This is a genomic window from Pseudarthrobacter sp. NPDC059871, from assembly GCF_042731175.1.
Taxonomy (GTDB): Bacteria; Actinomycetota; Actinomycetes; order Actinomycetales; family Micrococcaceae; genus Arthrobacter.
Map to the genome: position 1 here is coordinate 74,481 of NZ_JBHWJV010000001.1, position 24,008 is coordinate 98,488.

A 24,008-nucleotide genomic window follows, 5' to 3' on the forward strand; every position below is an offset into this window, starting at 1 on the left:
TAGCAGCTCTGTGATCCTTGTGGTTGCTGTCGTGCTCTGGATTGTGTGGGTTGCCCCCTACGTCCTCCGGAACCGCAGGCACCAGTTCCAGCCCGCCGGCGATTTCATGGCGGACACACCCGCAGAGGAGAAACCGGAACGGCCGCAAGGCATGGTTCTGAACGTCGCCGCCAAGCAGGAGAAAACGATGGATACGAGGAAGAGCGCCGCACCCGCTGCCAGGCCCGCGGCCGCTGCCGGCCCCCCCGGCGCAGCCAACGGGCGGCTGCGCATCCACTACGGGCGCACATCCATCGCACTCGTGGGGTTCCTCTCGCTCATCACGGCGTTCGTCTCCGGCGTGCTGCTGCCCTTCGGCCTGGGTTCCGCCGTCCTGCCGCTGTCCTGCGTGGCGCTCACGGCGGCCTGCGTCGTTCTTCTGCGCACCCTCGCTGTCCGGAGCCGCAAGGCGAAAGTCAATGCAGCGTTCCGCTCCGCCATGAGCGCCCCGTCCAGGACTTCTGCCCCCGTTGACCGGATACCGCCTATGCCGGAAACCGCACCGGTGCCCGCCCGGCCGGAAAGCCCGCTTTTCGACGCCGAGGCGCACAAGCCCCAGGCCAAGCCGCTGACCGCCGTCGAGCTGCGTGAAGCAGCCATTGCCGTAGCCGTGGCCGCGGGCGATACCAGCGCGGCAGCACCGGCGTCGGACGTTCCCTCCAGTACGCCCTGGGAGCCCGTTGAGGTCCCCAAGCCCGTTTACGTGGAGGCTGCCAAGGCCGAGCGGCCCGAGCCCAAACCGCTTGAGCTTCCCGAGGCGCCGAAAGCCGTCGGCAAGCCGTCGCTGAAGCAGGGCGCGGCCGGCGCTGAATCTGTTGACGCCCAGCAGCTCACCAAGGCGCAGAGCGCCCTGAGCAACCTCGACGACGTCCTGCAGCGACGCAGGGCCTAGTCCCCAGCCTGGCCAGACCGCGGCCCCTGCTCGGGCATTCGCGGTGCCGGGAACGTCGGTTGGCATTGGGACAGTAAAAATGTGTAGCCTAGGGGCACCGGTTCAGATCCCGCCAAAAGGTCACACCGTTTCGGGGCTATAGCTCAGTTGGTAGAGCGCTTCGTTCGCATCGAAGAGGTCAGGAGTTCGAATCTCCTTAGCTCCACAGTTTTCGTTTCATCAAAGGCCATCCTTCCGGGATGGCCTTTGTCGTTTCCAGGCAACATCGGGCGCAGCTGGAGAAGTGCGCCACAGTCCTAGTTGTCAGTTTGATAATTATCAGCTACATTCTAATTATCCGATTGATAATAATGAAAGGAAGCGGCGATGACGGCCCTACTCGACTGGATGAACTCCACCGCTGTGCCAGATCTCCTCGGCTCTCCCGTGAGCTGGATCGAGGTCATCGGCTTCGTCACCGGCGCGGCATGCGTCTACGGCGTCGCGAAGCAGAAGCTGTGGAACTGGCCAGTAGGAATCGTCAACAACCTGGCGTTCATCATCCTGTTCCTGGGGGCCGGCCTCTACGGCGAAACTGTCCTTCAGGTCATCTTCGCTGCTGTGGCCGTTTATGGCTGGTTCAACTGGGTCCGCGGGAGCTCCGCCACCGAGGCCAGCAACGATCTGCCCATCCGGGACGCCACCGGCAAGGAAGTCCTCCTCGGCGCCGGTGCCACCCTGGCCGGCACTGCTGCTGTGGCCATGATCCTGACCCACGGCACCGACTCCCAAGTTCCATGGCCGGATGCCTTTGTCCTGACAGCTTCCCTGGTGGCGACCTACTGGCAGGCGAAGAAGATCTTCCAGCACTGGTACGTCTGGATCCTCATCGATGTGGTCTCCATTCCGCTCTACTTCAGCCGGGGGCTTGCCCTGACAGCCATCCTCTACATCGGATTCCTCGCCCTCTGCATTTACGGGCTCAGCGGCTGGAAACGCACCCGGGCCGCCGAAAATGCCACCCTGATGACCGTCCCGGCAGGAGTCTGACGATGTTCACCCAGTCAATGGTCATCGGCAAGTTCTACCCTCCCCACGCCGGCCATGCCCACCTCATTGCCACGGCCGCCTCGCAGTCCGAAAAGGTGGCGGTCCTTGTCCTCGGCACACGCTTTGAGTCCATCACCGTCGCCGACCGTGCCACATGGCTGGCCGCCGAATTTGAAGACACCAACGTCCAGGTCATCGCCATGCCGAATGACTGCCCCGAGGACTACCGCTCCGACGCCATCTGGAAAGCCCAGAACGAGCTCATGCGCCTGGCCCTGAAATCCCACGGAATCACCGCGGTCGACGCCGTCTTCAGCTCCGAGGCCTATGGCGCCCGGCTGGCGGGCTACTTCGGCGCCGACCATGTGATCGTCGACCAGTCCCGCACCACCTACCCGATCAGCGGCACCATCTGCCGTGACGACCCCGGCGCGGCCTGGCCATATGTGATAGCTCCGGCCCGGCAGGAACTGGCCACCAGGATCATCATTGTCGGCGCGGAGTCCACCGGCACCACCACCCTCACCCGCGCCCTGATGGACCACTACCGGGCACGGTTCCCGCTCATCGCTGAAGTGCCCGAATATGGCCGCACCCACACCTATGAAAAGTTCGACGCCCTGCGGGCCGTGAAGCCGGACGCGGAACTGGCCGACATGGTGTGGACAGCACGGGACTTCAGCGTTATCGGTGCCCGGCAAAACCAGCTGGAGAACGCAGCAGCGGATGCCTGCCCGCTGGTCATCGCCGACACCGACGCCTTGGCCACCACCTTGTGGGAGCGGTACTACCTGGGGGAGCGCAGCTACGGCTCCTATCACGCCATGGATACGCTGCCGCGCCGGGATCTGTACCTGGTCACCGACGACGAAGGTGTGGCCTTCGAAGACGACGGCTGGCGGGAGGGCGAACACCGCCGTGCCGATATGACCGAATGGTTCAAGGGAACCCTGACAGCGGAAGGACACTCCTGGATCCTGGTCACCGGCAGCCACGAACGGCGCATGAAAACCGCCACTGACGTCATCGACCTGGTTCTGGCCCAGCGGAACGGCTTCACCTCCCCGCCCTGGGCCACCCGCACCGTCCTGGAAGGTGCGCCGGCATGAATGACTCCAACGCCGAGCGGGACTATCTCCAGTCCTACCGGCCGGGCGACTACCCGTCCGTTGCCCTGACCGCAGACCTGGTGGTCTTCGCCGTCAACGGCGGCGTCCTCCACGCCGCCCTGGTCCGCCGCGGCGCCCACCCCTTCAAGGGCCGGCTGGCACTGCCGGGGGGATTCGTTGGACCCCGGGAATCAGCGGAGGCAGCTGCCGGCCGCGAGCTCTCCGAGGAAACCGGGCTGGACCTGGGAACACTGCCGGTCCACCTCGAACAGCTGGCTACGTACAGCGACCCCGGGCGCGACCCCCGGATGCGGGTCGTTTCCGTTGCCCACCTGGTCCTGCTGGCGACGGACGGCGCAACCCTTCCGGCCGTCTCGGCCGGGACCGATGCCGCCGGCGCCGCTTGGTACCCGGTCCACGAAATGCTCGCCGGCAGCACCGGCGAATCTTTGGCTTTCGACCATTCGCAGATCCTTGCGGAGGGCCTGCAGCGGCTTGCCGGCAAGATGGAATACACCACCGTGGCAGCCAGGCTCCTCCCCGCAGAGTTCACGCTCACCCAGCTGCGCACCGTTTACGAGGCAGTGTGGAACGCTCCGCTGGCGGCAGGAAACTTCACCCGCAAGATGACACCCCAGCTGGAGGACACCGGAAGAAAGGCCCGCGCCTCAACCGGCGGAGCGCCCGCTGCGCTGTTTACGGCAACCGACAGGTATGTCCACCCGCCACTGTCACGGCCCAGGCAGGAGTGACGCCCGCGCCCCGCGGGAGGCTGTTGAGGCACCGTCCTGCTACAGCCAGCCCTTGCGTTTGAAGATTCCGTACATGAGTCCTGCGGCGGCCACCATCAGGACCAGTGCCATGGGGTAGCCGAAACCCCAATGGAGTTCGGGCATGTGGTCAAAGTTCATGCCGTAGACGCCGGCCACGAAGGACGGCGCGAACAGGATTGCTGCCCAGGATGAAATCTTCTTCACCTGTTCGTTCTGTTCGGCGCTTGCCTCGTTCTGCCGGTTGGCGGTGAGGGTACCGTCCAGGGTCAGGGCGTTCTGCAGCAGGTCCCGGAACGAATCGGCCCGGGAAATGACCCGCTCGGCATGGTCCTCCACGTCCCGCAGGCTGTGCTGTAGTTCGGTTTCCACTCCATATTTCGCAAACCCCCGCTTGAGCTGGTGCATCATGTCCGGCAGCGGGTGGATGGCGCGCTGGAACTGGATGACCTCACGGGCCAGTTCGTAGATCCGGCGCGAAACGCTGCTATCGCCGCTGAACAGCTGGTCCTCGATCTCATCGATGTCGTTTTCCAGGCCGGCCACCACCGGGGCATAGTCGTCCACCACCCGGTCCAGCAAGGCATAAAGCACTGCTTCGGGCCCATGCCGCAGGAGCTCGGGACGGGCCTCAAGCCGCTGCCGGACCCTGGCCACGCCGGCCATCTCCGCATGCCGGACGGTCACCACGAAGTTCTTTCCGGTGAAGATGTGGAGTTCGCCGAACTCCACGGTCTCGCTCGCATCGAGGTAGCGCGCAGGCCGCAGGACGGTGAAAAGGTTGTCGTCGTAGCGTTCCATCTTGGGGCGCTGGTGTGCCGAGATGGCGTCCTCGACAGCCAGTTCATGGAGGCCGAACTCGGCAGCTACGGCAGCCATCTCCTCGGCGGTGGGCCTGTACAGGCCGATCCACGCCATGCCGCCGTGCCGGGCCAAAGTTTCGAACGTCTGCTCAAGGCTTTCCGGCTCCGCATGGCGGGCGCCGTCCACGTACACGGCGTTATCGATGATGGTCATTCAGGAAATCCTAGCGGCCGGCGGATGCCGAATTACTCAGGCCACTGATGAGTGGCTCGGTCCGGTACGGGATGTGGGTGTGGAGGGCCAACACCGTTTCCGTGCGGATGACGCCCTTGATCCGCAGCACCTGGCGCAGCGATGACTGGAGGTTGTGGGTATCCGTTGCCACCACCCGGCACCAGACATCGCCGCGCCCGGAAATTTCGTGGACCTCCAGCACCTGTGGAATCAGCCTCAGGGCTCCCACAACGCCGTCCAGTTCCCGGTGTGACACTTCGATGGTCACGAAGGCCACCACGTCGTAGCCAACGGCCTCCAGGTCCACTTCCCGTCCGCCGGGCCGGAGGACGCCGGTCCTGATCAGGCGCCGCACCCGCGTCTGTGCAGTGTTCCGGGCAATGCCCACGGCATCGCTGAGTTCCCCTACCTGGATCCGGGGGTCCCGGATGAGGGCCAGCAGGATCTTCAGGTCGGTGGCATCCAGATTGTTCAAATGCTCATTCTCCGTCACTCGCTCGCGGCATCTTTGATGATTGTGCTCAATTCTTGCACTTGTTTCGGATCAAAGGGCCAACAGTGCCGCATTCTGGAGCCACACCTGTATTCCTCCGCGCGGCACCCCACAAGGGCCACCCGCGCGGCCAACCCCGGAGGCGGCACCATGACGGTCTTCAGCGAACTGCGGATGCGCCCCGCCACGGCGTCCGGCTGGAACGCCTCTACCACTGCCCGTCTGGTGATCTCCGGCGCGGTGATTTTTGCCCTGCTGGTGGGGGCCAACCTCGCCACCCCGCTGTATCCGCTGCTGCAGGCATCGCTGGGACTTTCCGCACTGGACGTCACGGCAGCGTTCGCCAGCTACGTCCTGGCCCTGGTAGCCACCCTGATGCTGGCCGGGCACTGGTCGGACCATATCGGCCGCAGGGCCGCGCTGCTCCTGGCTGTGCTGGGCGGCCTCGCCGGCAACCTTGTCTTTGCCGAGGCCCACACTCTGGCAGGGCTGTGCGCGGGCCGGGCCCTGCAGGGGATCGCTGTAGCGCTGGCAACGGGCGCCAGCGCGGCTGCCCTGCGCGAGCTGCTGCCCTCCCGCCCGGAATGGGCGTCGCGCTTCACGCTCCTGGCTTCCTCCGGGGGAGTGGCCGCTGGCCCGGCCATCGGCGGCCTGCTGTCCCTCCTGCCGGGCACCACCACGGCACCCTACGGCGTGCATTCTGTGGTCCTCGCCGGCCTGCTGGTCCCGCTCTTCCTCATCCGCGCACGCCCGGCCATTGCGGTTCCGGCCGTGTCCCGGCCGCTCCAGGCCCTTGCCCCGCGCCGCCCGGCGGTGTCCCGGAATGCGCGGGGAGCTTTCTGGCTTGCTTCCGGCGTAGGGTTCCTGAGTTTCGCCGTGTTCGGGTTTTCCCTTTCCCTCGCGCCCGGGTACTTTGCACGGGTCCTCGAGACTGATTCCCGGCCCCTGATAGGTGTCCTCGCCGGTTTGCCGCTGGCGGCCTCGGCCTTCAGCCAGCTGCTCACCGTGCGGGGCCGGTTCGTTGTTCCGGCGGGCCTTGCCGTCCTGGGGGTATCGGTGGTCCTGTTGGGGACTGCCGGGGCCCTGCACAGCCCGCTGCTGCTGGTGGCCGCCTGCGTGGCAGCCGGGATGGGGCAGGGGTTGGCTTTCCGCACGGTCTTCAACGACGTTGCGGGCAAGGTGGAGGCCGCCCGCCATGCCCAGGTGATCAGCACGGTTTACGTCATCACGTACCTGGGCAGCGCCGTCCCGGTCCTGGGCCTGGGATGGGCGTCGGGCATGGTGGGGCAGCCTGCGGCGGTGCTCGGCTTCGTTGTGGTATGCGGCGCAGCGGCGGTGGTCCTGGCCAGCCTTACGCTGGCGCAGGCGTTGCGCGGCCGGCTCGCCTGACGGCAGTAACCCGTCAGTCGGGCAGCGGCCCGTGGTTGCCCTGGATGTGCTCGAAAACCAGTGTGGTTTCGGTATGGCCCACCACGGGGTCCGTGGCCAGGTTGTCGAGCACCCAGTCACGGAGGTCCTCGGTGCTGCCGACGGCGATGTGGAGCAGGTAATCCACGGAACCTGAGGTGTGGAAGGTGGACAGCACCGCCGGCAGGTGCGGGACCCGTGCGGTAAAACGGTCGATCTGGTCGCGGTCGTGGGCGCGCAACCGGACAGCCACCAGAGCCTGCACGGACCTGCCGATGGCCGAAAGGCTCAGCTTGGCTTCGTAGCCCTTGACGATTCCGCGTTCGGAGAGTGCCCGGGCGCGCATCAGGGCAGTGGACGGTGCGATGCCCACCATTTCGGCGAGCTGCTTGTTCGAGATCCGCGCGTCGGCCACCAGCGCGGCAAGGAGGCGCTCGTCGATGGCATCCAGCGGTTCCAAGTGTGCTCCGGGCCTGGGGTGCCGGGGATTCATACTCACTGCGGGTTCCTTCCAACTGTCCTGCATTCATCCTAGACCGCCGGAACCGCCCTCCCAGGCCCTGCAGGGCCACTCACGCCGAATTTCTGCGTTCCCATCAGTTCCTGCGAAGGACTTAATTCGTTGCGCAGGTAGGCGCCGGGGGCGCCCTTCAGGCCGGTGCGGGCTCGCGCGAGGGATGGACGACGGCGACAATCGCCGCCGTGAGGCAGGCCAGCAGCATGACGGCTGCTGCCAGGGCGTTCCAGCCCAGGGACTGGAACAGGAGGCCACCCGCCCAGCCGAGCACGCTGGAGCCCAGGTAGTAGGCCAGGTTGTACAGCGATGCCGCCTGGGCCCGGCCGGACGTGGCGATGGCTCCCGTCCACCCGGCGCCGATGCTGTGGGCCGCAAAGAAGCCGCCGGTGAAGACCACCAGGCCGGCGAGGATCAGGGCAAGGGACTGCGTAAGTGTCAGGGCAAGCCCGCCGACGGACAGCGACAGGCCCGCCAGGAGGACGGACCGGCGGCCGAAGCGCATGGTCAGGCCGGCGGCCCAGCGGGAGGTGACGGTCCCGGACAGGTAGGCAAGGAAAATCAGGCTGATCAGGGTCGCGGGCAGGGTGAACGGCTCGCCCGCCAGCCGGAACCCCAGGTAGTTGTAGACAGCCACGAAGCCGCCCATCATGAGGAAGGCCTGGAGATAGAGCGCCAGCAGGCGGCCATGGCGCACATGCCCGGCAAGCGTCCTGAAAGCCCCGCGCAGGCCGGTGCCCCCGGATGCCACGAAACCCCGCGCTTTGGGGACCAGCAGCAGGAACGCGACGGCTGCGAGCGTGGCCAGGACCGACACCGCAAGGGCGGCCGCGCGCCAGCCCCACAATTCTCCGGCCGGTCCAGCCACCAGCCTCCCGGCCAGGCCGCCAAGGGTGGTGCCTGCCACGTAGCTTCCGGCAGCGACGGCGGCGTGCGCCTTCGTCACTTCCTCGTTCAGGTATGCGATGGCAATGGCCGGGATTCCGCCCAGCGCCATTCCTTCCAGCAGTCGCAGGGCCAGCAGGAGCTGGAAACTGCCGGCCAGGGGAACCAGGAGGCCCAGGACGGTGGCCACGCAGATTCCCCACGTCATGGCACGGACCCTGCCGATCCTGTCGGCGAGGAAGGACCAGGGGATGACAGTCACGGCGAGTCCCACGGTGGCCAGCGAGATGGTCAGGGCGGCCTCGGCCGCGCTGATCTGCAGGTCGGAGGCAAGCAGTGGCAGCACGGCCTGCGTGGAGTAGAGCTGGGCGAAGGTGGCAACGCCGGCAAAGGACAGGCCGGCGAGGATCCGCGCGTAGGCGGCGGATCCCTTCGCATGCCCGGTCCAGCGCGGTGGCGAGGCGTGGGTGCCTGCAAGGCTGGTGTTTGGTGGCATGGGGTAAGCGTAGTCCCGGGCTAATAGATGCTTCCAATGCATTATTCATGTCAGACTTATAGCTACGCTGGATGAGTTTAAGGGGGCAGGGCTGATGGAACCGGACGGCAAACAACTGGTGCAGCTGCTTCCCCTTCTACCTGTGCTGTCCGAGCTGGGCCGCACGGAGCACGTCACCGCGACGGCGGAAATCCTGGGAGTACCCCAGTCCACGGTGAGCCGGGCCATCGCCCGGGCGAGCGCCGTCGTCGGGACCGAACTGCTGGTCCGCGACGGTAGGGGAGTCCGCCTGACCCCCGCCGCCCGGACCCTCCTGCCCTTCATCGAGAACGCCCTGGAGGAGTTCCGTAGTGGGCTGGACGTGGTGCGCAATGAATCGGATGTGGCTCGGGGCAGGATCGCGGTGTCGTTCCAGCACACCTTCGGCGAGGGGACGCTGCCACTGCTCATCAGTGCCTTCCGCAGCAGGCACCCGGGAGCGTCCTTTACGCTGAGCCAAGGCGCCCGGAACGCCTGCCTCGAAGAGCTGGCATCCGGTGCGTCCGACCTCGCCCTCACCGCCCCGGCAGCACCTGCCGGCCGCCACCTGGAGTCGGCGCCGCTCTACCGGGAGCCGCTGCGCCTCGTGGTGCACCATGCCCACCGCCTCGCGGGCAGGCCGACGGCGGACCTTGCCGACATCAGGACGGAACCATTTGTGGCCCTCGGCTCCGGATACGGGCTGCGGTCCCTGACTGACGCGCTGTTCAAAGAGGCGGGCTACCGGCCCCGGATAGCCTTCGAAAGCCAGGATTCCCACACGGTCCGCGGGCTCGTCTCGGCCGGGCTCGGCGTCAGCATCCTGCCGCCGGGCGGTGACGCGCCCGGCCGCACCGTGAGCCCGGAAACCGGCAACCTTGGGTGGGTGGAGGTACCGCTGGGCTCGGCGCTCGCCGTCCGCGAAGTGGGCCTGTCGTGGCGAAGGGCCAAAGCCGGCGCCGAGCCTGCTTCCGTGCGCCTGTTCCGGGAGATGGTGGTGACCGACGGTCCGCGGCTGTTGGCCGGACTGGTCAGGCACCGCACGGAGCACTGACAGCGGCAGTGACATTCCGGCATGCCGCAGCAGCCCTGCTGTCCGCTCCGGACAGTAGTCTTGTGACGTGCAAAACAGCGAACAACCCCCTGCCGTTCCCGTCCAGAACTCCGGTGAGTCCGGCGCCAGCCCGCTGGCCGGCATCATCATCGGCCTCGATATCGGCGGCACCAAAACCCGCGGAATCCGGTTCGAAGACGGCACCCCGGCGGCTGACGAGTCCGTAGGAAGCTCCAACGTCCAGAACGTTAGCCGCGACGAGGCGGCACGCAACATTGCCGAGCTGTTCGCCCGGATCGGTGCGGGGCCCGTGTCCCGCGTCTACGCCGGCTCCGGTGGCATCGATACCGCCGAGGACGCCGAAGCCCTCGCCGCCCTGATCCGGCCGCACGTTCCCGGCGCAGTGGTCACGGTGGTACACGATTCCCGCTTGCTGCTGGCAGCCGGGCGCGCCCGCACCGGCGTGGCAGTCATCGCCGGCACCGGTTCGGCAGCGTGGGGCAAAAACGCCGACGGTGCCGAAGCCCGGGCCGGGGGGTGGGGTTACCTGCTCGGCGACGAAGGCAGCGGATATTGGCTGGGCCGGGAGGCGGTCCGCCACAGCCTCCGCCGGATGGACCAGGGGCTGGCTGTGGATCCGCTCACGGCAGCGCTGCTGGAGTCATGCGGAGTGGACCACCCCAACCGGCTCATTGCCCTGTTCCACTCACCGGACACCGGCCGCAGGTTCTGGGCCCAGCAGGCAAGGCACGTTGTGGAGGCAGCCGCCCGGGGGCACCAGGAAAGCCGGGACATACTCGACCAGGCCGGCAAGGACCTTGCAGGCCTGGCCCTCCAGGTCCTGCGCCAGCTGGGAATCAACGGTCCGGTCATCCTCGGAAGCGGCCTGGGCATGAACGTGGTGCCCCTTCAGGAGGCTTTCCGCCGCTACCTCGCTGATGGCGGCGCGGCCGACGTCAGGGTGCTGGACCAGGAACCCGTATTCGGGGTGCTCCAGCTGGTGGCCGAGCCCGCCTGACGGGCAGGGCCGCCCGGCGTCAGTCCCGGACGGTCCGCCTGCGGGGTGTGAGCCGGACCCCTGGGAGCGGCGGAGCCGGTATCCGGCCGGCCTCAGCGCCGGCCTCCGGACCATGGCCGGCAACCAGCCCGTAGCGTGCGGCTGCCGCCTGGGCACCGGCCAGGCCTGCCTGGGCTTCCCAGTCCCCGCGGGCCTTCTCCACCTCATCATGGGTGCGGCCCACGAAGTTCCACCACATCAGCAATTCCTCCCGGAAGGGCTCCCCACCGATGAGCAGGAACCTGGTGCCGGGATCTGCCTGCAGCCGAAGCTCTTTCCGGCCCGTACCCAGGTAGCCCAGCGGCCCCGGCGGAAGCTCCTGCCCATCCAGGCGCAGCCCCCCGTCGAGCACCAGGATGCCGTGTTCGAACTCCGGATCCAGCGGCAGGACGGCATCGCCGCCGCAGGAGACGTCAGCCCCAACAATGGGTGAGAACATCGTGGCAGGCGAGGCCACGCCGTCGAACGTTCCCACCATGACGGTGGCGGTGAAACCGGCACCGGTGGCCCGCGGCAACTCCCGGTGCTGTTCAAACGCGGGCGCGCAGTGCCGGTGGGCGTCAGGAAGCGCCACCCACAACTGGAGGCCGCGCTGCACGGGCAGGACGCCGTCCTGCGGCAGGACCGCGAACTCCGAGTGGGAGACTCCGTGGCCCGCCGTCATGATGTTCAGTTCACCGGGCCGGACCACCACGTCGCTGCCCACGCTGTCGCGGTGCCGGATGGTCCCGGCAAGCGGCCAGGTCACCGTCTGCAGCCCGGTGTGCGGGTGCGGCAGGACCGACATCGCCGTCCGGTCCGGGCCGAAGCTGTCCAGGAAGCACCAGGCGCCGATGGTGGGCAGGCCGCGTTGGGGGAGGGTCCGCCGGACGTTCATGGCGCGCACCCCGCCGAGCGGCACTTCCCGCTCAGGCCACAGCTGCAGGCACGGGCCGGACGGACCCTCTGCGGCGGCCGGGGGACAGACTTCCTGCTGCGGCGATACTTCCAAGTTGGTCACCCTCCCACTTTAGGGCCGTGGCGTGCCGCAGTGCGGCAGCGGTGTCCCATCCGGACCGCAACCGGCTGCGAATGGTCACAGTAGGGATTCCTTTGTCCGGATCCGTGCCGCAAACTGCTGTGTGCCGGGCCGGCTTGGGCTACCGTAATTATCAGCGTGCTGATGACCATGTCACGTCGCTTTGAGTGGCATCCGAGCAGAACAGGTAAGTCCGCACCATGGACACATCGATGATCGAATTCCAGAACGTGACCAAGGAGTACCAGGGCGGACAACCTGCCGTGGACGGCTTGACCATGTCCATCCGCAAAGGCTCCATTACGGTCTTCGTGGGGCCGTCCGGCTGCGGAAAAACCACGTCGCTTCGCATGATTAACCGGATGGTGGAGCCCACGTCCGGAGTGATCACGGTGGACGGCAAGGACGTCACCTCGGCGCCAGCCGCCGAATTGCGGCGTTCCATGGGCTACGTCATGCAGTCCGCCGGGCTGCTGCCGCACCGATCGGTGTTGGACAACATCGCCACCGTTCCGCGGCTGAACGGCGTCTCGAAAGCCGACGCCCGCAAGCGCGGCGAAGAACTTCTTGACGTTGTGGGCCTTGCCCGGTCCCTCGGGAAGAGGTACCCCGCCCAGCTGTCCGGCGGCCAGCAGCAGCGCGTGGGTGTGGCGCGCGCCTTGGCGGCCGATCCGCCGGTCCTGCTCATGGACGAGCCGTTCAGCGCCGTGGACCCCGTGGTCCGGGAAGAGCTGCAGCAGGAGCTCCTCCGCCTCCAGAAGGACCTGGCCAAGACCATCGTCTTCGTCACCCACGACATCGACGAGGCCACAGTGCTGGGCGACATGGTTGCCGTCTTCGCCGTCGGCGGGAAACTGGCGCAGTACGCCACACCGGAGGAAATCCTCCGGGCGCCGGCCAACGACTTCGTTGCGTCCTTCGTGGGCAGGGACCGCGGCTTCCGCCACCTTGGGTTCACAGCGTCCGACGGCGTCACCATCCATCCGGTGCCAACAATCATCCGGGGGGCGGCCGGCAACGAGTCCGATCCCGGCGCCGCCGGCGGCTGGCAGCTGGTGGTGGATGCGGACATGCACCCACTCGGCTGGGCGGTGCCCGGCACAGACAGCGGCCTCATTCCCGGCGGGTCGCTGTTCCGGCCGGGAGAAAGCCTGCGCCGTGCCCTGGACTCGGCCCTGTCCTCGCCGTCGGGCCTGGGCGTGGCCGTGGACGCCGGCGGCAAGGTACTCGGTACCGTCCGGGGCGGTGAAGTCCTGGCCCTGATCGAAGAGGCCCGCCAGGTCAGGCAGGCAGCGCTCTGATGGAATGGTTCCTGTCGAACAGCGGCGTGGTCTTCGAACGGGCCGGGCAACACCTGGTCCTCGCCCTTGTGCCCATGGTGCTGGGGCTGGTGTTGTCCATCCCCCTGGCTCAGCTCGCGCGCAGGAACGGCGCACTGCGGTCCGTAGTGCTGACCGCAAGTTCCCTGCTCTACACCATTCCGTCGCTGGCACTGTTCATCATCCTGCCCACCATTCTGGGCACCCGCGTCCTGGACCCCCTGAATGTGGTGGTGGCCCTGACCATCTACGCGGTGGCACTGCTGGTGCGGGCCGCGCTGGACGCCTTCGACTCCGTTGACCAGGAAGTGAGCCAGGCCGCCGTCGCCATGGGATACCGGCCGCTGGCGAGGTTCCTGCAGGTCGACCTGCCGCTGTCCCTGCCCGTCATGTTTGCCGGCTTGCGTGTGGTGTCCGTCAGTAACATCTCCCTGGTCAGCGTTGCAGCGTTGCTGGGCATCGGAAACCTGGGCATGCTTTTCACCTCCGGCCTGCAACGGGACTTCGTTACCGAGATTGTGGTGGGCATCGTCGCCATCCTGGTCCTGGCGCTGCTGATGGATGCCGTCCTGGTTCTCCTGGAAAGAATCCTCACGCCCTGGGTACGGGCCGGAAAGCACTCCCGGCCGGGCCTGGACGCTGGTGCTGCCGATGAACCGGCCAACGCCGCGCGGCGCCTTTCCCAGCCGCAGGCCGGAGGTGGCAACGCATGAGCAACGTCTTCACCGATACCTTCGACTGGCTAGCCGACCCCCTGCACTGGTCCGGAAGCATGGGGATCCCCGTTCGGCTGGCCGAGCACCTGCAGTACACGGGGCTGGTGATGCTGATCGCCACGGCGATTGCTGTCCCCATCGGCCTGTTCGTGGGCCACACCGGAAAAGGCCGGGTGGCGGTGGTGGCCCTGGCAGGCGCCCTGCGTGCCCTGCCCACACTGGGCCTCCTGACACTCTTCGTGCTGCTCGCCGGCATCGGCCTCATGCCGCCGGTCTGGGCGCTGGTGATTCTCACCGTTCCGCCGCTCCTGGCCGGAACCTACGCCGGAATCTCCAGCGTGGACCGGAACGTTGTGGATGCCGCCCGCGCCATGGGCATGACGGAATTGCAGGTCCTGTTCCGGGCCGAGCTCCCCAACGCCCTGACCGTCATGTTCGGAGGGTTCCGCACGGGCGTGCTGCAGGTGGTTGCCACAGTCTCCGTGGTGGCTTACATCAACCTGGGCGGCCTGGGACGGTACCTGTTCGACGGACTGGTCCTCAGCGACTTTCCCCAGATGCTGGGAGGCTCGCTGCTCATCGCGGCGCTCGCCATCGCCGTCGACCTTGTCCTAGCCCTGTTCCAGAGGCTCTTCCTCACAACCGGGGCCTCACTCAAGCCACGCCGCAGCCAGCAGGCCGCGGCCGATAGTACAGACCCCGTCCCTGCGGAGACTGTCCTACAAGGAGGTAAGTCATGAAAGAAAACCGTCCGATCAACCTGGGCCGGAGGAGCTTCGGCGGCCTCGCAGCGGGGCTTGGCCTCGCCGTTGCGCTGTCCGCCTGTGGCGGCTCGTCCGATCCGCTCAGCAACGCCCCGTCCAGCAATGGCGGGTCCTCCGGCGGTGCAACGTCCCTGACAGTGGGCTCGGCCGACTTCCCAGAGAGCCAGATCATCGCGGAACTGTATGCAGGGGCGCTCAACGCGGCCGGCGTCACCGCCACCACCAAACCCAACATCGGTTCGCGCGAGGTCTACTTCAAGGCCGTTCAGGACGGTTCCGTTGACGTGGTTCCGGACTACACCGGCAACCTGCTGCTGTATGTGGACAAGGCAGCTACGCAGGTCTCCGCTGACGACATCTACAAGGCCCTGCCGGACAAGCTGGCCGACGGCCTCGCCGTGGCCGATGCATCCAAGGCTGAGGACAAGGACGCCATGGTGGTCACCAAGGCCACCGCCGAGAAGTACCAGCTCAAGTCCATCGAGGACCTCGCCAAGGTCTGCAGCGAGATTGTGGTGGGTGCGCCGGCAACGTTCGCGGAGCGCGCCTACGGGCTGCCCGGGCTGAAGAAGAACTACAACTGCGAGCCCAAGAAGCTGGAACCCTTCAGCGACGGCGGCGGCCCGGTGACCCTGAAGGCGCTCCTGGAAGACCAGGTCCAGGTGGCGGATATTTACACCACCACGCCGTCCATCGCGGACAACGACCTGGTGGTGCTGGAGGATCCGAAGAACAACTTCATCGCCCAGCAGGTAGTGCCGCTGTACAACGAAAAGAACATGACGGACAAGGCCAAGGAAGCGTTGAACTCAGTTTCCCGCATCCTGACCACCGATGACCTCATCAACCTCAACCGCGCAGTAAGCGGCAGCCAGAAGCAGAACGCCAAGGACGCTGCGGCCGCCTGGCTGAAGGACAAGGGCATCGTCAAGTAGTTCCCGCGCCCCTCGGGGCTTGCTTCGCCATGACGACGGCGGCTGCCGGACTTTCAAAAGTCCGGCAGCCGCCGTCGTCCATATGTGGGCGAGGTCTCAGCAGCTGTCCATCCTTCCTGTGGCATATTTGAGGAATGGCAGAATTCAGGCAGTCCACGAAGCTCAACAACGTCCTTTATGACATCCGTGGACCCATCCTGCAGGCCGCCCAGCAAATGGAAGCGGAAGGCCACCGCATCCTCAAGCTGAACATCGGCAATCCCGCCCCGTTCGGCTTCGAGGCCCCCGACGCCATCCTGGTGGACATGATCCGCCACCTCCCGCACGCCCAGGGCTACAGCGATTCCCGCGGCATCTTCTCGGCGCGCACCGCCGTCTCGCAGTACTACCAGACCCGCGGTATCCAGAACATCCACGTGGACGACATCTACCTGGGAAACGGCGTCAGTGAACTGATCACCATGTCGCTGATGGCCCTCCTGGATTCCGGCGACGAAGTGCTCATCCCCACCCCGGACTACCCGCTGTGGACAGCGTCCGTTGCACTGGCCGGCGGCAAGCCCGTGCACTACCTCTGCGACGAGGAATCCGGCTGGCAGCCCGACCTGGAGGATATGGAAGCGAAGATCACGCCCCGCACCAAGGGCATCGTGGTGATCAACCCCAACAACCCCACCGGTGCCGTCTACCCGGAAGAGACGCTGAAACGGATCGTTGCCCTGGCCGAGAAGCACGGCCTGGTGCTCTTCGCGGATGAGATCTACGAAAAGATCCTCTACGAGGACGCCGTCCACGTTAACATGGCCGGATTGACTGGCGACGACGTCCTCTGCCTGACCTTCAGCGGACTGTCCAAGGCCTACCGGGTGTGCGGGTACCGGGCAGGATGGATGGCCATCTCCGGACCCAAGAAGGACGCCGCGGACTACCTTGAGGGCATCAGCCTTTTGGCCAACATGCGCCTGTGCGCCAACGTTCCGGCGCAGCACGCCATCCAGACCGCCCTGGGCGGGTACCAGAGTATCCAGGACCTCATCCTCCCCGGTGGCCGGCTGCTCGAACAGCGCAACAAGGCCTACGAGATGCTCAACGCCATTCCCGGTGTCAGTACCCAGCAGGCCAAGGGAGCCCTGTACCTGTTCCCGCGGCTCGACCCCGAGGTCTACCACATCCGCGACGACGAGAAGTTTGTCCTGGACCTCCTGCGTGAGCAGAAGATCCTGGTATCCCATGGCCGCGCCTTCAACTGGGTGCGCCCGGACCACTTCCGGATGGTCACCCTGCCCAACGTCAAGGACATCGAAGAAGCCGTCGGCCGGATGGGGGACTTCCTCAGCAGGTACCAGGGGAACTAGCCTGTGCTCACGGGCTCAGCGCCCGCGAGCACAGCGCGAAAGGAAACCCATGGCCGGCCCCGAGACATTTGACGAGCATCCGTCCGAGACGCTTCGGGCTGGGAAGGGGTTCGTCCTTAACGACGTCGACCCAGATTCCACCCCCGGCTACACCGGAACCAAGGACGACGGGCGGGCGCTGCTGGCCGAGATGGACAGCACGCTCACCGAACTCCAGGAAAAACTGTTCGCTGCCTCCCGCTTTGGGAGCCGCAAGAGGGTCCTGCTGATCCTCCAGGCCATGGACACTGCCGGCAAGGGCGGGATCGTCAACCACGTGATGGCGGCCATGGACCCGCAGGGCGTCCAGTTCAAAGCGTTCAAGGCACCCACGGACGAGGAGAAGTCCTACGATTTTCTCTGGCGCATCGAGAAGGAAGTGCCGGCCGTCGGCATGGTGGGGGTTTTTGACCGTTCGCACTATGAAGACGTTCTGATCCACCGGGTCCACCGGTGGGCCAGCCCGGATGAAATCAAGCGCCGCTACGTGGCCATCAACGAGTTCGAGGCCCGCCTGGCGGACTCGGGAACCACTGTGGTGAAAGTGATGCTCCACATCAGCGCGGAGGAGCAGAAGTCCCGGTTGCTGGCCCGGCTGGACGATTCTTCCAAGCACTGGAAGTACAGTAGCGGGGACCTTCAGGAGCGGGCGTTCTGGGAAGACTACATGGCGGCCTACCAAGCTGCCATAGACGCGACGAGCACCCCGGGTGCGCCGTGGCACGTGGTACCGGCCAACAAGAAGTGGTACGCCCGGATAGCGGTCCAGCAGCTGCTGCTCGGCGCGATGAGCGGATTGAACCTGGAGTGGCCGAAGGCAGAGTTCGACGTTCCCATGGAACGCGAGCTGGTGGTTCGGTCCTGAGGCTCTTAGCTCCCTGGACGTTTCGGATGGCCTAGAGCGGCTGGTCCCGGGCAGCGGCGAGCCGTTTGCGGGCGCCCTCCAGCCATTCCTCGCAGCGTGCCGCCAGGGCCTCGCCGCGTTCCCACAGGGCAAGGGACTCCTCAAGGCTGGCGCCGCCGGCTTCAAGGCGGCCTACGACGGCGATGAGCTGTTCGCGTGCTTCCTCGTAGCTCAGTGCGGCGGTGCCGTTATCCGGCGTCTGCTCGGTCATGTTGTTTCTCCCGTTTCCGGATGGTGCTGGTCAGGTGTTTCTGGTTTTTCCCCGGGGCTGCCGGTGCCAGTGGATGTGGCGCCGAACCGGCCTTCGGCGACGCGGATGGCCAGGGGCTGCCCGGCGGGGGCATCGGCCGGGCGCCGCACCACTGCGTGGCCGGTGCCTGACGACGCCGCGTGCGGCCCGGCGAGCTCCACCACCGCGTACCCTCGGTCCAGCGTATTTTGGGGGGACAGGGCACGTACCTGCGTCCTGAGGTGCTCCAACCGGTCACCGGCACGGACCACAGTGGAGTTCACGGCCGTGGACGACCGCCGAAGCAGCCGTTCAATTTCCTCGCTGCGCACAGTGACCAGGCCTTCCGGCGACGCCAGGACAGGACGGGAATTGAGGGAGGCCAGCCGGTCCGATTCCCGGTCCACCAGCCGTTCAATGCAGCGGCGCAGCTGTTCCCGGGCCTGCCGGACACCGGCCAGTTCCTCGGAGACCTCCGGAACGATCCGCTTGGCCGCATCAGTGGGAGTGGACGCCCGAAGGTCGGCGACGTCGTCGAGCAGCGGCCGGTCGGCTTCATGCCCGATGGCGCTGACTACCGGCGTGGCTGCCGCCGCCACCGCCCGCACCAGCTCTTCGCTGTTGAACGGCAGCAGGTCCTCCAGTGCCCCGCCGCCCCGGGCGATGACAATGACGTCGACTTCCGGGAGGCCGTCCAGTTCCCGGAGGGCGCGCACCACCTGCGAGACGGCGCTGTTGCCCTGGACCGCCACTTCGCGGATCTCAAATTCAACGGCCGGCCAGCGCAGGGCGGCGTTGCGCACGACATCTTTCTTGGCATCCGAGTCCCGGCCGGTAATGAGGCCGATGCGGTGCGGCAGGAGGGGGAGGGGCTTCTTCCTCGAATCAGCGAACAGGCCCTCAGCTGCGAGAGCCTGGCGGAGCCGTTCGATGCGCGCAAGCAGGTCCCCAAGGCCGACGGGGCGGATATCCCGGACCTGCATGTTCAGCCGGCCGGTCTTCAACCAAAACTCGGGTTTGAGCAGGGCCACCACCCGTGATCCGCGCTCCAAGGGAAGATTCTTGCGTTCCAGGACCTTGGTCCACACAGACGCCGGCAGCGACACCTCGGCATCGACGTCGCGCAGGGTCAGGTAGGCGTTACCTCCCCGGCGGTTCATCTCGATGACCTGGCCCTCCACCCAGGCAGACGGCGTGCGGTCGATGTGGACCTTCAGCTTCTGCGAGAGCAACTGCAGGGGCCACGGGTTCTCCGGCGTGGTTTCAGCGGCCGTGGCCGGCAGGGTGGTCGGCGCGGTGTCCGGCAGGGAAGGCTGCTCAGACATGCGGGTGCCCCTGCGGGACTGGAACTGCGGGCATGGGGTCCTTTGGTGGCTGTGACAATCAGGCTGTCAGAAAATACTGCGTCAGGAGCTGAGTCAGAAAATGATGCGGGTACCGGTCCTTCAACCTTATCCATAAGCAATAGCACGCGGGACTGACAGAGCCCGGTCAGGATACCTGCCTAGGATGGGGTTACCGCCATCAACCTGAAGGACCTGCTGTGCGCACTTTCGTTTCCGCCTTGGCTACCGTGCTGGGCATCCTCCTGGCCGCCGTGGCGGTTCCTGCCATCTGGCTGGACCGCAACATCGTCGGCGAAGACGGTTTCGTGAGCCTTGCGGCGCCCATGGGGCAGGACCCCGAATTCCGGCAGCAGCTGGCGACGGCCGCCGTCGGGACCATCGACACGAGCGCCGTTCCCGGGTTCCTGAACGACCTTGTGCAGCCGGTCCTGGAGAACGCCGCAACAACCCTGACGGGACTTCCCGGGTATCCGGCGGCGTGGGACGAGACGCTGCGCAAGAGCCACCGCTTGAGTTTCGCCTCCACGGCCGGTGATGCAGGCGCCGCCGGGCAGGCATCGTCCCTGACGCTCGACGTCGCGCCGCTGGTGGCCCTCGGAGTGGAGGAAATTTCCAGGACAAGCGGGATTCCCCTCGATGCACCGCAGGAGACACTGATCAACGTCGGCCAGCCGGAACACCGGGAGTGGGTGGAACGCCTCGGTACCTACGCGCCCATGGGGTACCTGCTGGCCATCGGTTCAGGTGTCGCCTTCCTCCTCGCGCTGGTGGCGGCCCGCCGCCGCTGGACAGTGGGGGCTGCTGCCGGCATCGGTGCACTCCTGATGGCCGGTGCGTGGAAGCTGGCCACGGATGCCGGAACGGCCAGGGCCCTTGCGACAGACACGGGCAATGATGTGGCTAACCTTTTCCGTGACGGGTTCGTTCCCGCTGCGGCATCCAATTTCGGGGGCTGGACCCTGGGCACGGCCGTGACCGGTGGGGTGCTGCTGGTGCTGGCGCTCGTGGGCGGAGCCGTATCGCGAAGGCGGCCCCGGGCAACCCGGTAGCATGGAGAGATGACCTCCACAGCTGTTTCCCTCTCGATGCCAACCGTCCCGCGTAGGCGCCGCTCGCCCGAGGAAGTAGCAGCTGCAGCGCCCGTCACCGGGGCCAAGAAGGTGCTGCTCGCAGCCCCCCGGGGCTACTGTGCGGGAGTGGACCGGGCCGTGATCGCCGTCGAAAAGGCACTGGAGCACTACGGTCCTCCCGTCTACGTCCGCAAGCAGATTGTCCACAACGTCCATGTGGTCAGTTCCCTCGAAGAGAAGGGTGCTGTGTTCGTTGACGAGACGGACGAGGTTCCCGAAGGTGCGCTGGTCATCTTCTCCGCGCACGGAGTGTCACCTGCCGTCGTCGAGTCTGCCGGCCAGCGCGGACTGCGCACCATCGACGCCACCTGCCCCCTGGTGACGAAGGTGCACAAGGAAGCCGTCCGGTTCGCCAAGGACGATTTCGACATCCTCCTGATCGGCCACGACGGCCACGAGGAAGTGGAAGGAACAGCAGGCGAAGCGCCCGACCACATCCAGATCATCAACGGCCCCCACGAGGTGGACAAGGTCACCGTGCGTGACCCTGAAAAGGTCATTTGGCTCTCACAGACCACTCTCAGCGTCGACGAAACCATGGAAACGGTCCGGCTGCTGAAGGCGCGGTTTCCCACCCTGCAGGACCCGCCCAGCGACGACATCTGCTACGCCACCACCAACCGGCAGGTGGCCATCAAGAAGATTTCTCCCCAAGCGGACCTGGTGATCGTGGTGGGGTCGGCAAACTCCTCGAACTCCGTGCGGCTTGTGGAAGTGGCCCTGGAATACGGCGCCAAGGCGTCCTACCGCGTGGACTTCGCCAACCAGGTGGACGAAGCATGGTTTGAAGGCGTGGCGACCGTCGGCGTGACCTCGGGGGCCTCCGTTCCCGAGGTGCTGGTCCAGGACGTGCTGCGGCTGCTCGCTGACTACGGGTACGGAAGCGTGGAAGAAGTGGTCACCGCCGAGGAAGACCTCCTGTTTTCGCTGCCTAAGGAACTCCGCGCAACCCTGAAGGAAGCCGGCGACGTCAGCCGCGCCCTCGGTGGACGGCGCCCGCGCGACTGACGTCCGGCGTCCTACGCGGCGGCCCCGTCCTGCTGCAGCTCGGGGGCCGCAAGGGCGCGGGGCGTGACTTCGACGGGCGCCGGTGAAGCCAGGCCCGCTTCATCCAGGGTGTTCAGCTTGCGGGCCGTGGGCAGCACTCGGGCCTCCAGCGTCCCCACCAGCGAGTTGTAGCGGTCGACGGACGTCTTTAGCGATGACCCCAGCTTCGTGACGTTCTCGCCCAGGGTTCCCATCCGGTCATAGAGCTGCCGGGCGAGGTCAAACAGTTCCCGCGCATTGTCGGTCAGGACGTCCTGCCGCCACGTGAACGCCACAGACTTCAGTACGGCAAGCAGGGTCCCCGGAGAGGCCAGGACAACGTTTTTGGACAGTGCGTGGTCCAGGAGCGACGCGTCAGCTTCAAGGGCAGCCGCAAGAATCGATTCCGCAGGGATGAAGCAGACCACCAATTCGGGGGAGTTCCCCGGAATGTCCCAGTACCTCTTGTTACCCAGCGCATCCACGTGGGCCCTCAGTGCCTTTGCATGGGCGGCCAGGAGCGCCTGCTGTGAACGGCGGTCGGAGACCGACTGGGGTGCCGGCCGTGCCTCGGCATGCTGCGTGAAGTGTGCCGCGGAAGCGCCCATCTCCTGTGCCTCAAGGTAGGCGGACAACGGGACCTTGGCGTCCACCACCAGGATCTTCTCGCCGGGAAGCTGGACTACAAGGTCGGGACGGACTGCGGAGTCTCCGCCCGCGCTGTGGACCTGCTCCACGAAATCAACGTGGCGCAGCATGCCGGCAGCCTCCACCACACGCCGCAGTTGGACTTCACCCCACTGGCCCCTTGCGCTGTTGGACCTGAGGGCCGATTCCAGTGCGTGCGTGGAGCGCATCAGCTGTTCGTCGGAGAGGCGCGCTTCCTGAAGCTGCTGGGCAAGCTGGCCGTACTGTTCCACGCGGTCCCGTTCCAGCAGCGCCACCTGCTGCTGGACTGCCGTGAGCTTCTCCGCCACCGGGGCAAGGGCGCGCAGCACGCTGCCGTCCTGTGACCTGGCCTCACCCAGCTCGCGGTTCTGTGCCGCCAGAAGCCGGCGTTCGGCGTCGGCCGCTGCAAACTGTGCGCTGACCTCCGACAGCCGGGCGGACACGGCGTCAAAGTCAGCTTCAACGCCGTTGGTGTTCTTCCGCAGCACAAAGTAGGTGGCGGCCGCACCGGCCAAGGCACCGACAAGAAGCATGAAGAGGGCAAGAATTAAGGCAAATCCATCCATGAGTTCACTGTTGCACGGGGCACTGACAATCAACGGGAGTGACATCCGCCGGTACGGGCGGACGGGACGCTGCGGGTAGAATCAGTGCTCGTGGCTCTTACTATTGGCATCGTCGGACTGCCCAACGTCGGCAAATCAACCCTCTTCAACGCGCTGACCCGCAACCAGGTCCTGGCGGCGAACTACCCGTTCGCCACCATCGAACCGAACGTCGGCGTCGTGAACCTGCCGGATCCCCGGCTGCAGCAGCTGGCTGGGATCTTCAACTCGCAGCGCGTCCTGCCCGCCGCCGTGTCCTTCGTGGACATCGCCGGCATCGTCAAGGGCGCGTCAGAGGGCGAAGGGCTGGGCAACCAGTTCCTGGCGAACATCCGCGAGGCGGAGGCGATCGCCCAGGTAGTGCGTGTATTCGATGACCCCGACGTCATCCACGTGGACGGCAAGGTTGATCCGCGCTCGGACATGGAGACCATCAACACCGAGCTGATCCTCGCGGACCTGCAGACCATCGAGAAGGCCATTCCCCGGATCGAAAAAGAGGTCAAAATCAAGAAGCGGGAGGCCGCCGAACTGGCTGCCATCAAGGCCGCCCAGACCGTCCTCGAGCGCGGCGACACCGTTTTTTCCTCGGTCAAGAGCGACAAGCTGGAGATGGAGCACCTCAAGGAGCTGGGGCTCCTGACCGCCAAGCCGTTCATCTACGTCTTCAACGCCGACGAGGCCATCCTGGGCAGCAAGGAAAAGCAGGACGAACTGCGGGCCCTCGTAGCCCCCGCGGACTGCATCTTCCTCGACGCCAAGCTCGAAGCGGACCTCGTCGAACTGGACGAGGATGAAGCCCGCGAAATGCTGGAGATGAACGGGCAGGAAGAGTCCGGCCTGGACCAGCTGGCCCGCGTCGGTTTCCACACCCTCGGCCTGCAGACCTACCTGACGGCAGGTCCCAAGGAAGCGCGCGCCTGGACCATCCGTCAGGGTGACACGGCCCCGCAGGCCGCGGGAGTGATCCACTCGGACTTCCAGCGCGGCTTTATCAAGGCTGAAGTGGTCTCCTTCGCCGACCTCGTGGAGGCCGGATCCATGGCCGAGGCGAAGTCCCGCGGCAAGGTCCGCATCGAAGGCAAGGAATACGTCATGTCCGACGGCGACGTTGTGGAGTTCCGCTTCAACGTCTAATGGAGCCTTTCACCT

The 24,008-nt window shown here is 66.3% G+C and carries 24 protein-coding genes and 1 tRNA gene; 17 read left to right on the forward strand and 8 right to left on the reverse strand.

The features are described from left to right. Positions 1–10 precede the first annotated feature (10 nt). The 5 genes from ACFV4R_RS00310 to ACFV4R_RS00330 all read left to right on the forward strand — a co-directional run bounded on the left by ACFV4R_RS00310 (position 11) and on the right by ACFV4R_RS00330 (position 3,821). Complete coding sequence (locus ACFV4R_RS00310; RefSeq protein WP_377203915.1) at positions 11–931, forward strand: hypothetical protein; 921 nt, start codon at positions 11–13, stop codon at positions 929–931. Between the two features lie 132 nt (positions 932–1,063). Then, a tRNA-Ala gene (locus tag ACFV4R_RS00315) sits at positions 1,064–1,136 on the forward strand. A 161-nt stretch (positions 1,137–1,297) separates the two neighbouring features. Beyond that, positions 1,298–1,960, forward strand: a complete 663-nt coding sequence (gene pnuC, locus ACFV4R_RS00320) for a nicotinamide riboside transporter PnuC (protein ID WP_377203899.1) — start codon at positions 1,298–1,300, stop codon at positions 1,958–1,960. A 2-nt stretch (positions 1,961–1,962) separates the two neighbouring features. After that, on the forward strand, positions 1,963–3,069 hold the full coding sequence (locus tag ACFV4R_RS00325; RefSeq protein ID WP_377203900.1) for an AAA family ATPase: 1,107 nt from the start codon (positions 1,963–1,965) through the stop codon (positions 3,067–3,069). Continuing rightward, positions 3,066–3,821, forward strand: coding sequence for an NUDIX domain-containing protein (locus tag ACFV4R_RS00330; protein ID WP_377203901.1), 756 nt, complete (start codon positions 3,066–3,068; stop codon positions 3,819–3,821). The genes ACFV4R_RS00325 and ACFV4R_RS00330 overlap by 4 nt, the downstream gene beginning before the upstream one ends. 39 nt (positions 3,822–3,860) lie before the next feature. On the opposite strand, the gene corA is transcribed toward ACFV4R_RS00330, so the two are convergent. Beyond that, a complete protein-coding gene (corA, locus tag ACFV4R_RS00335; protein WP_045729655.1) occupies positions 3,861–4,856 on the reverse strand; it encodes a magnesium/cobalt transporter CorA in 996 nt (331 codons plus the stop codon). A 10-nt stretch (positions 4,857–4,866) separates the two neighbouring features. Continuing rightward, the gene (locus ACFV4R_RS00340) at positions 4,867–5,352 is read right to left on the reverse strand and encodes an Lrp/AsnC family transcriptional regulator (protein WP_091721748.1); all 486 of its coding nucleotides are present in this window, start codon (positions 5,350–5,352) and stop codon (positions 4,867–4,869) included. 168 nt (positions 5,353–5,520) lie between these two features. On the opposite strand from ACFV4R_RS00340, the gene ACFV4R_RS00345 reads away from it, so the two are divergent. After that, positions 5,521–6,759, forward strand: a complete 1,239-nt coding sequence (locus ACFV4R_RS00345; protein WP_377203902.1) for an MFS transporter — start codon at positions 5,521–5,523, stop codon at positions 6,757–6,759. Between the two features lie 13 nt (positions 6,760–6,772). On the opposite strand, the gene ACFV4R_RS00350 is transcribed toward ACFV4R_RS00345, so the two are convergent. Together ACFV4R_RS00350 and ACFV4R_RS00355 are read right to left on the reverse strand one after the other, a co-directional pair. Further along, positions 6,773–7,270: an Lrp/AsnC family transcriptional regulator gene (locus ACFV4R_RS00350; RefSeq protein WP_377203916.1), complete on the reverse strand. Its 498-nt coding sequence runs from the start codon at positions 7,268–7,270 to the stop codon at positions 6,773–6,775. 157 nt (positions 7,271–7,427) lie between these two features. Next, positions 7,428–8,672, reverse strand: a complete 1,245-nt coding sequence (locus ACFV4R_RS00355) for an MFS transporter (RefSeq protein WP_377203903.1) — start codon at positions 8,670–8,672, stop codon at positions 7,428–7,430. Between the two features lie 94 nt (positions 8,673–8,766). On the opposite strand from ACFV4R_RS00355, the gene ACFV4R_RS00360 reads away from it, so the two are divergent. Further along, on the forward strand, positions 8,767–9,744 hold the full coding sequence (locus ACFV4R_RS00360; RefSeq protein WP_377203904.1) for a LysR family transcriptional regulator: 978 nt from the start codon (positions 8,767–8,769) through the stop codon (positions 9,742–9,744). A 67-nt stretch (positions 9,745–9,811) separates the two neighbouring features. Then, positions 9,812–10,762: an N-acetylglucosamine kinase gene (locus ACFV4R_RS00365; protein WP_377203905.1), complete on the forward strand. Its 951-nt coding sequence runs from the start codon at positions 9,812–9,814 to the stop codon at positions 10,760–10,762. Positions 10,763–10,781: 19 nt separating this feature from the next. Here ACFV4R_RS00365 and ACFV4R_RS00370 read toward each other — a convergent pair whose 3' ends face one another. Then, positions 10,782–11,801 (reverse strand): pirin family protein, encoded by a 1,020-nt coding sequence (locus tag ACFV4R_RS00370; protein WP_377203906.1) that lies wholly within the window; start codon positions 11,799–11,801, stop codon positions 10,782–10,784. A 218-nt stretch (positions 11,802–12,019) separates the two neighbouring features. Here ACFV4R_RS00370 and ACFV4R_RS00375 point away from each other — a divergent pair, with 218 nt between their 5' ends. The 6 genes from ACFV4R_RS00375 (at position 12,020) to ACFV4R_RS00400 (ending at position 17,812) form a co-directional block, all read left to right on the forward strand. After that, positions 12,020–13,120: an ABC transporter ATP-binding protein gene (locus ACFV4R_RS00375; protein WP_377203907.1), complete on the forward strand. Its 1,101-nt coding sequence runs from the start codon at positions 12,020–12,022 to the stop codon at positions 13,118–13,120. Next, positions 13,120–13,851, forward strand: a complete 732-nt coding sequence (locus ACFV4R_RS00380) for an ABC transporter permease (RefSeq protein ID WP_377203908.1) — start codon at positions 13,120–13,122, stop codon at positions 13,849–13,851. Before ACFV4R_RS00375 ends, ACFV4R_RS00380 begins: the two co-directional genes overlap by 1 nt. Then, the gene (locus ACFV4R_RS00385; protein WP_377203909.1) at positions 13,848–14,594 is read left to right on the forward strand and encodes an ABC transporter permease; all 747 of its coding nucleotides are present in this window, start codon (positions 13,848–13,850) and stop codon (positions 14,592–14,594) included. Before ACFV4R_RS00380 ends, ACFV4R_RS00385 begins: the two co-directional genes overlap by 4 nt. After that, positions 14,591–15,553 (forward strand): ABC transporter substrate-binding protein, encoded by a 963-nt coding sequence (locus tag ACFV4R_RS00390; RefSeq protein ID WP_377203910.1) that lies wholly within the window; start codon positions 14,591–14,593, stop codon positions 15,551–15,553. Before ACFV4R_RS00385 ends, ACFV4R_RS00390 begins: the two co-directional genes overlap by 4 nt. 134 nt (positions 15,554–15,687) lie before the next feature. After that, positions 15,688–16,908 (forward strand): pyridoxal phosphate-dependent aminotransferase, encoded by a 1,221-nt coding sequence (locus tag ACFV4R_RS00395; RefSeq protein WP_377202833.1) that lies wholly within the window; start codon positions 15,688–15,690, stop codon positions 16,906–16,908. Between the two features lie 49 nt (positions 16,909–16,957). Continuing rightward, entirely contained in the window at positions 16,958–17,812 is an 855-nt protein-coding gene (locus tag ACFV4R_RS00400; protein ID WP_377202832.1) for a polyphosphate kinase 2 family protein, read from the forward strand. Positions 17,813–17,843: 31 nt separating this feature from the next. On the opposite strand, the gene ACFV4R_RS00405 is transcribed toward ACFV4R_RS00400, so the two are convergent. Both ACFV4R_RS00405 and xseA read right to left on the reverse strand, forming a co-directional pair. Then, on the reverse strand, positions 17,844–18,062 hold the full coding sequence (locus ACFV4R_RS00405; RefSeq protein ID WP_015937726.1) for an exodeoxyribonuclease VII small subunit: 219 nt from the start codon (positions 18,060–18,062) through the stop codon (positions 17,844–17,846). Further along, complete coding sequence (gene xseA, locus ACFV4R_RS00410) at positions 18,059–19,405, reverse strand: exodeoxyribonuclease VII large subunit (protein WP_377202831.1); 1,347 nt, start codon at positions 19,403–19,405, stop codon at positions 18,059–18,061. Before xseA ends, ACFV4R_RS00405 begins: the two co-directional genes overlap by 4 nt. A gap of 218 nt (positions 19,406–19,623) precedes the next feature. Between xseA and ACFV4R_RS00415 the strand changes: the two genes are divergently transcribed. Both ACFV4R_RS00415 and ACFV4R_RS00420 read left to right on the forward strand, forming a co-directional pair. Then, positions 19,624–20,475, forward strand: a complete 852-nt coding sequence (locus tag ACFV4R_RS00415) for a hypothetical protein (RefSeq protein ID WP_377202830.1) — start codon at positions 19,624–19,626, stop codon at positions 20,473–20,475. A 9-nt stretch (positions 20,476–20,484) separates the two neighbouring features. Next, positions 20,485–21,564, forward strand: a complete 1,080-nt coding sequence (locus ACFV4R_RS00420; protein ID WP_377202829.1) for a 4-hydroxy-3-methylbut-2-enyl diphosphate reductase — start codon at positions 20,485–20,487, stop codon at positions 21,562–21,564. A gap of 11 nt (positions 21,565–21,575) precedes the next feature. Here the strand turns inward: ACFV4R_RS00420 and ACFV4R_RS00425 are convergent, their stop codons facing one another. Next, positions 21,576–22,817: a DNA recombination protein RmuC gene (locus ACFV4R_RS00425; RefSeq protein ID WP_377202828.1), complete on the reverse strand. Its 1,242-nt coding sequence runs from the start codon at positions 22,815–22,817 to the stop codon at positions 21,576–21,578. A gap of 90 nt (positions 22,818–22,907) precedes the next feature. On the opposite strand from ACFV4R_RS00425, the gene ychF reads away from it, so the two are divergent. Next, positions 22,908–23,993, forward strand: coding sequence for a redox-regulated ATPase YchF (gene ychF, locus ACFV4R_RS00430; protein WP_377202827.1), 1,086 nt, complete (start codon positions 22,908–22,910; stop codon positions 23,991–23,993). Positions 23,994–24,008: the final 15 nt, after the last annotated feature.

Coding starts and splice junctions, on each gene's coding strand:
- pnuC (WP_377203899.1), top strand. CDS start 1,298: ATGACGGCCCTACTCGACTGGATGAACTCCACCGCTGTGCCAGATCTC.
- ACFV4R_RS00325 (WP_377203900.1), top strand. CDS start 1,963: ATGTTCACCCAGTCAATGGTCATCGGCAAGTTCTACCCTCCCCACGCC.
- ACFV4R_RS00330 (WP_377203901.1), top strand. CDS start 3,066: ATGAATGACTCCAACGCCGAGCGGGACTATCTCCAGTCCTACCGGCCG.
- corA (WP_045729655.1), bottom strand. CDS start 4,856: ATGACCATCATCGATAACGCCGTGTACGTGGACGGCGCCCGCCATGCG.
- ACFV4R_RS00345 (WP_377203902.1), top strand. CDS start 5,521: ATGACGGTCTTCAGCGAACTGCGGATGCGCCCCGCCACGGCGTCCGGC.
- ACFV4R_RS00350 (WP_377203916.1), bottom strand. CDS start 7,270: ATGAATCCCCGGCACCCCAGGCCCGGAGCACACTTGGAACCGCTGGAT.
- ACFV4R_RS00355 (WP_377203903.1), bottom strand. CDS start 8,672: ATGCCACCAAACACCAGCCTTGCAGGCACCCACGCCTCGCCACCGCGC.
- ACFV4R_RS00360 (WP_377203904.1), top strand. CDS start 8,767: ATGGAACCGGACGGCAAACAACTGGTGCAGCTGCTTCCCCTTCTACCT.
- ACFV4R_RS00375 (WP_377203907.1), top strand. CDS start 12,020: ATGGACACATCGATGATCGAATTCCAGAACGTGACCAAGGAGTACCAG.
- ACFV4R_RS00380 (WP_377203908.1), top strand. CDS start 13,120: ATGGAATGGTTCCTGTCGAACAGCGGCGTGGTCTTCGAACGGGCCGGG.
- ACFV4R_RS00385 (WP_377203909.1), top strand. CDS start 13,848: ATGAGCAACGTCTTCACCGATACCTTCGACTGGCTAGCCGACCCCCTG.
- ACFV4R_RS00390 (WP_377203910.1), top strand. CDS start 14,591: ATGAAAGAAAACCGTCCGATCAACCTGGGCCGGAGGAGCTTCGGCGGC.
- ACFV4R_RS00395 (WP_377202833.1), top strand. CDS start 15,688: ATGGCAGAATTCAGGCAGTCCACGAAGCTCAACAACGTCCTTTATGAC.
- ACFV4R_RS00400 (WP_377202832.1), top strand. CDS start 16,958: ATGGCCGGCCCCGAGACATTTGACGAGCATCCGTCCGAGACGCTTCGG.
- ACFV4R_RS00405 (WP_015937726.1), bottom strand. CDS start 18,062: ATGACCGAGCAGACGCCGGATAACGGCACCGCCGCACTGAGCTACGAG.
- xseA (WP_377202831.1), bottom strand. CDS start 19,405: ATGTCTGAGCAGCCTTCCCTGCCGGACACCGCGCCGACCACCCTGCCG.
- ACFV4R_RS00420 (WP_377202829.1), top strand. CDS start 20,485: ATGACCTCCACAGCTGTTTCCCTCTCGATGCCAACCGTCCCGCGTAGG.
- ACFV4R_RS00425 (WP_377202828.1), bottom strand. CDS start 22,817: ATGGATGGATTTGCCTTAATTCTTGCCCTCTTCATGCTTCTTGTCGGT.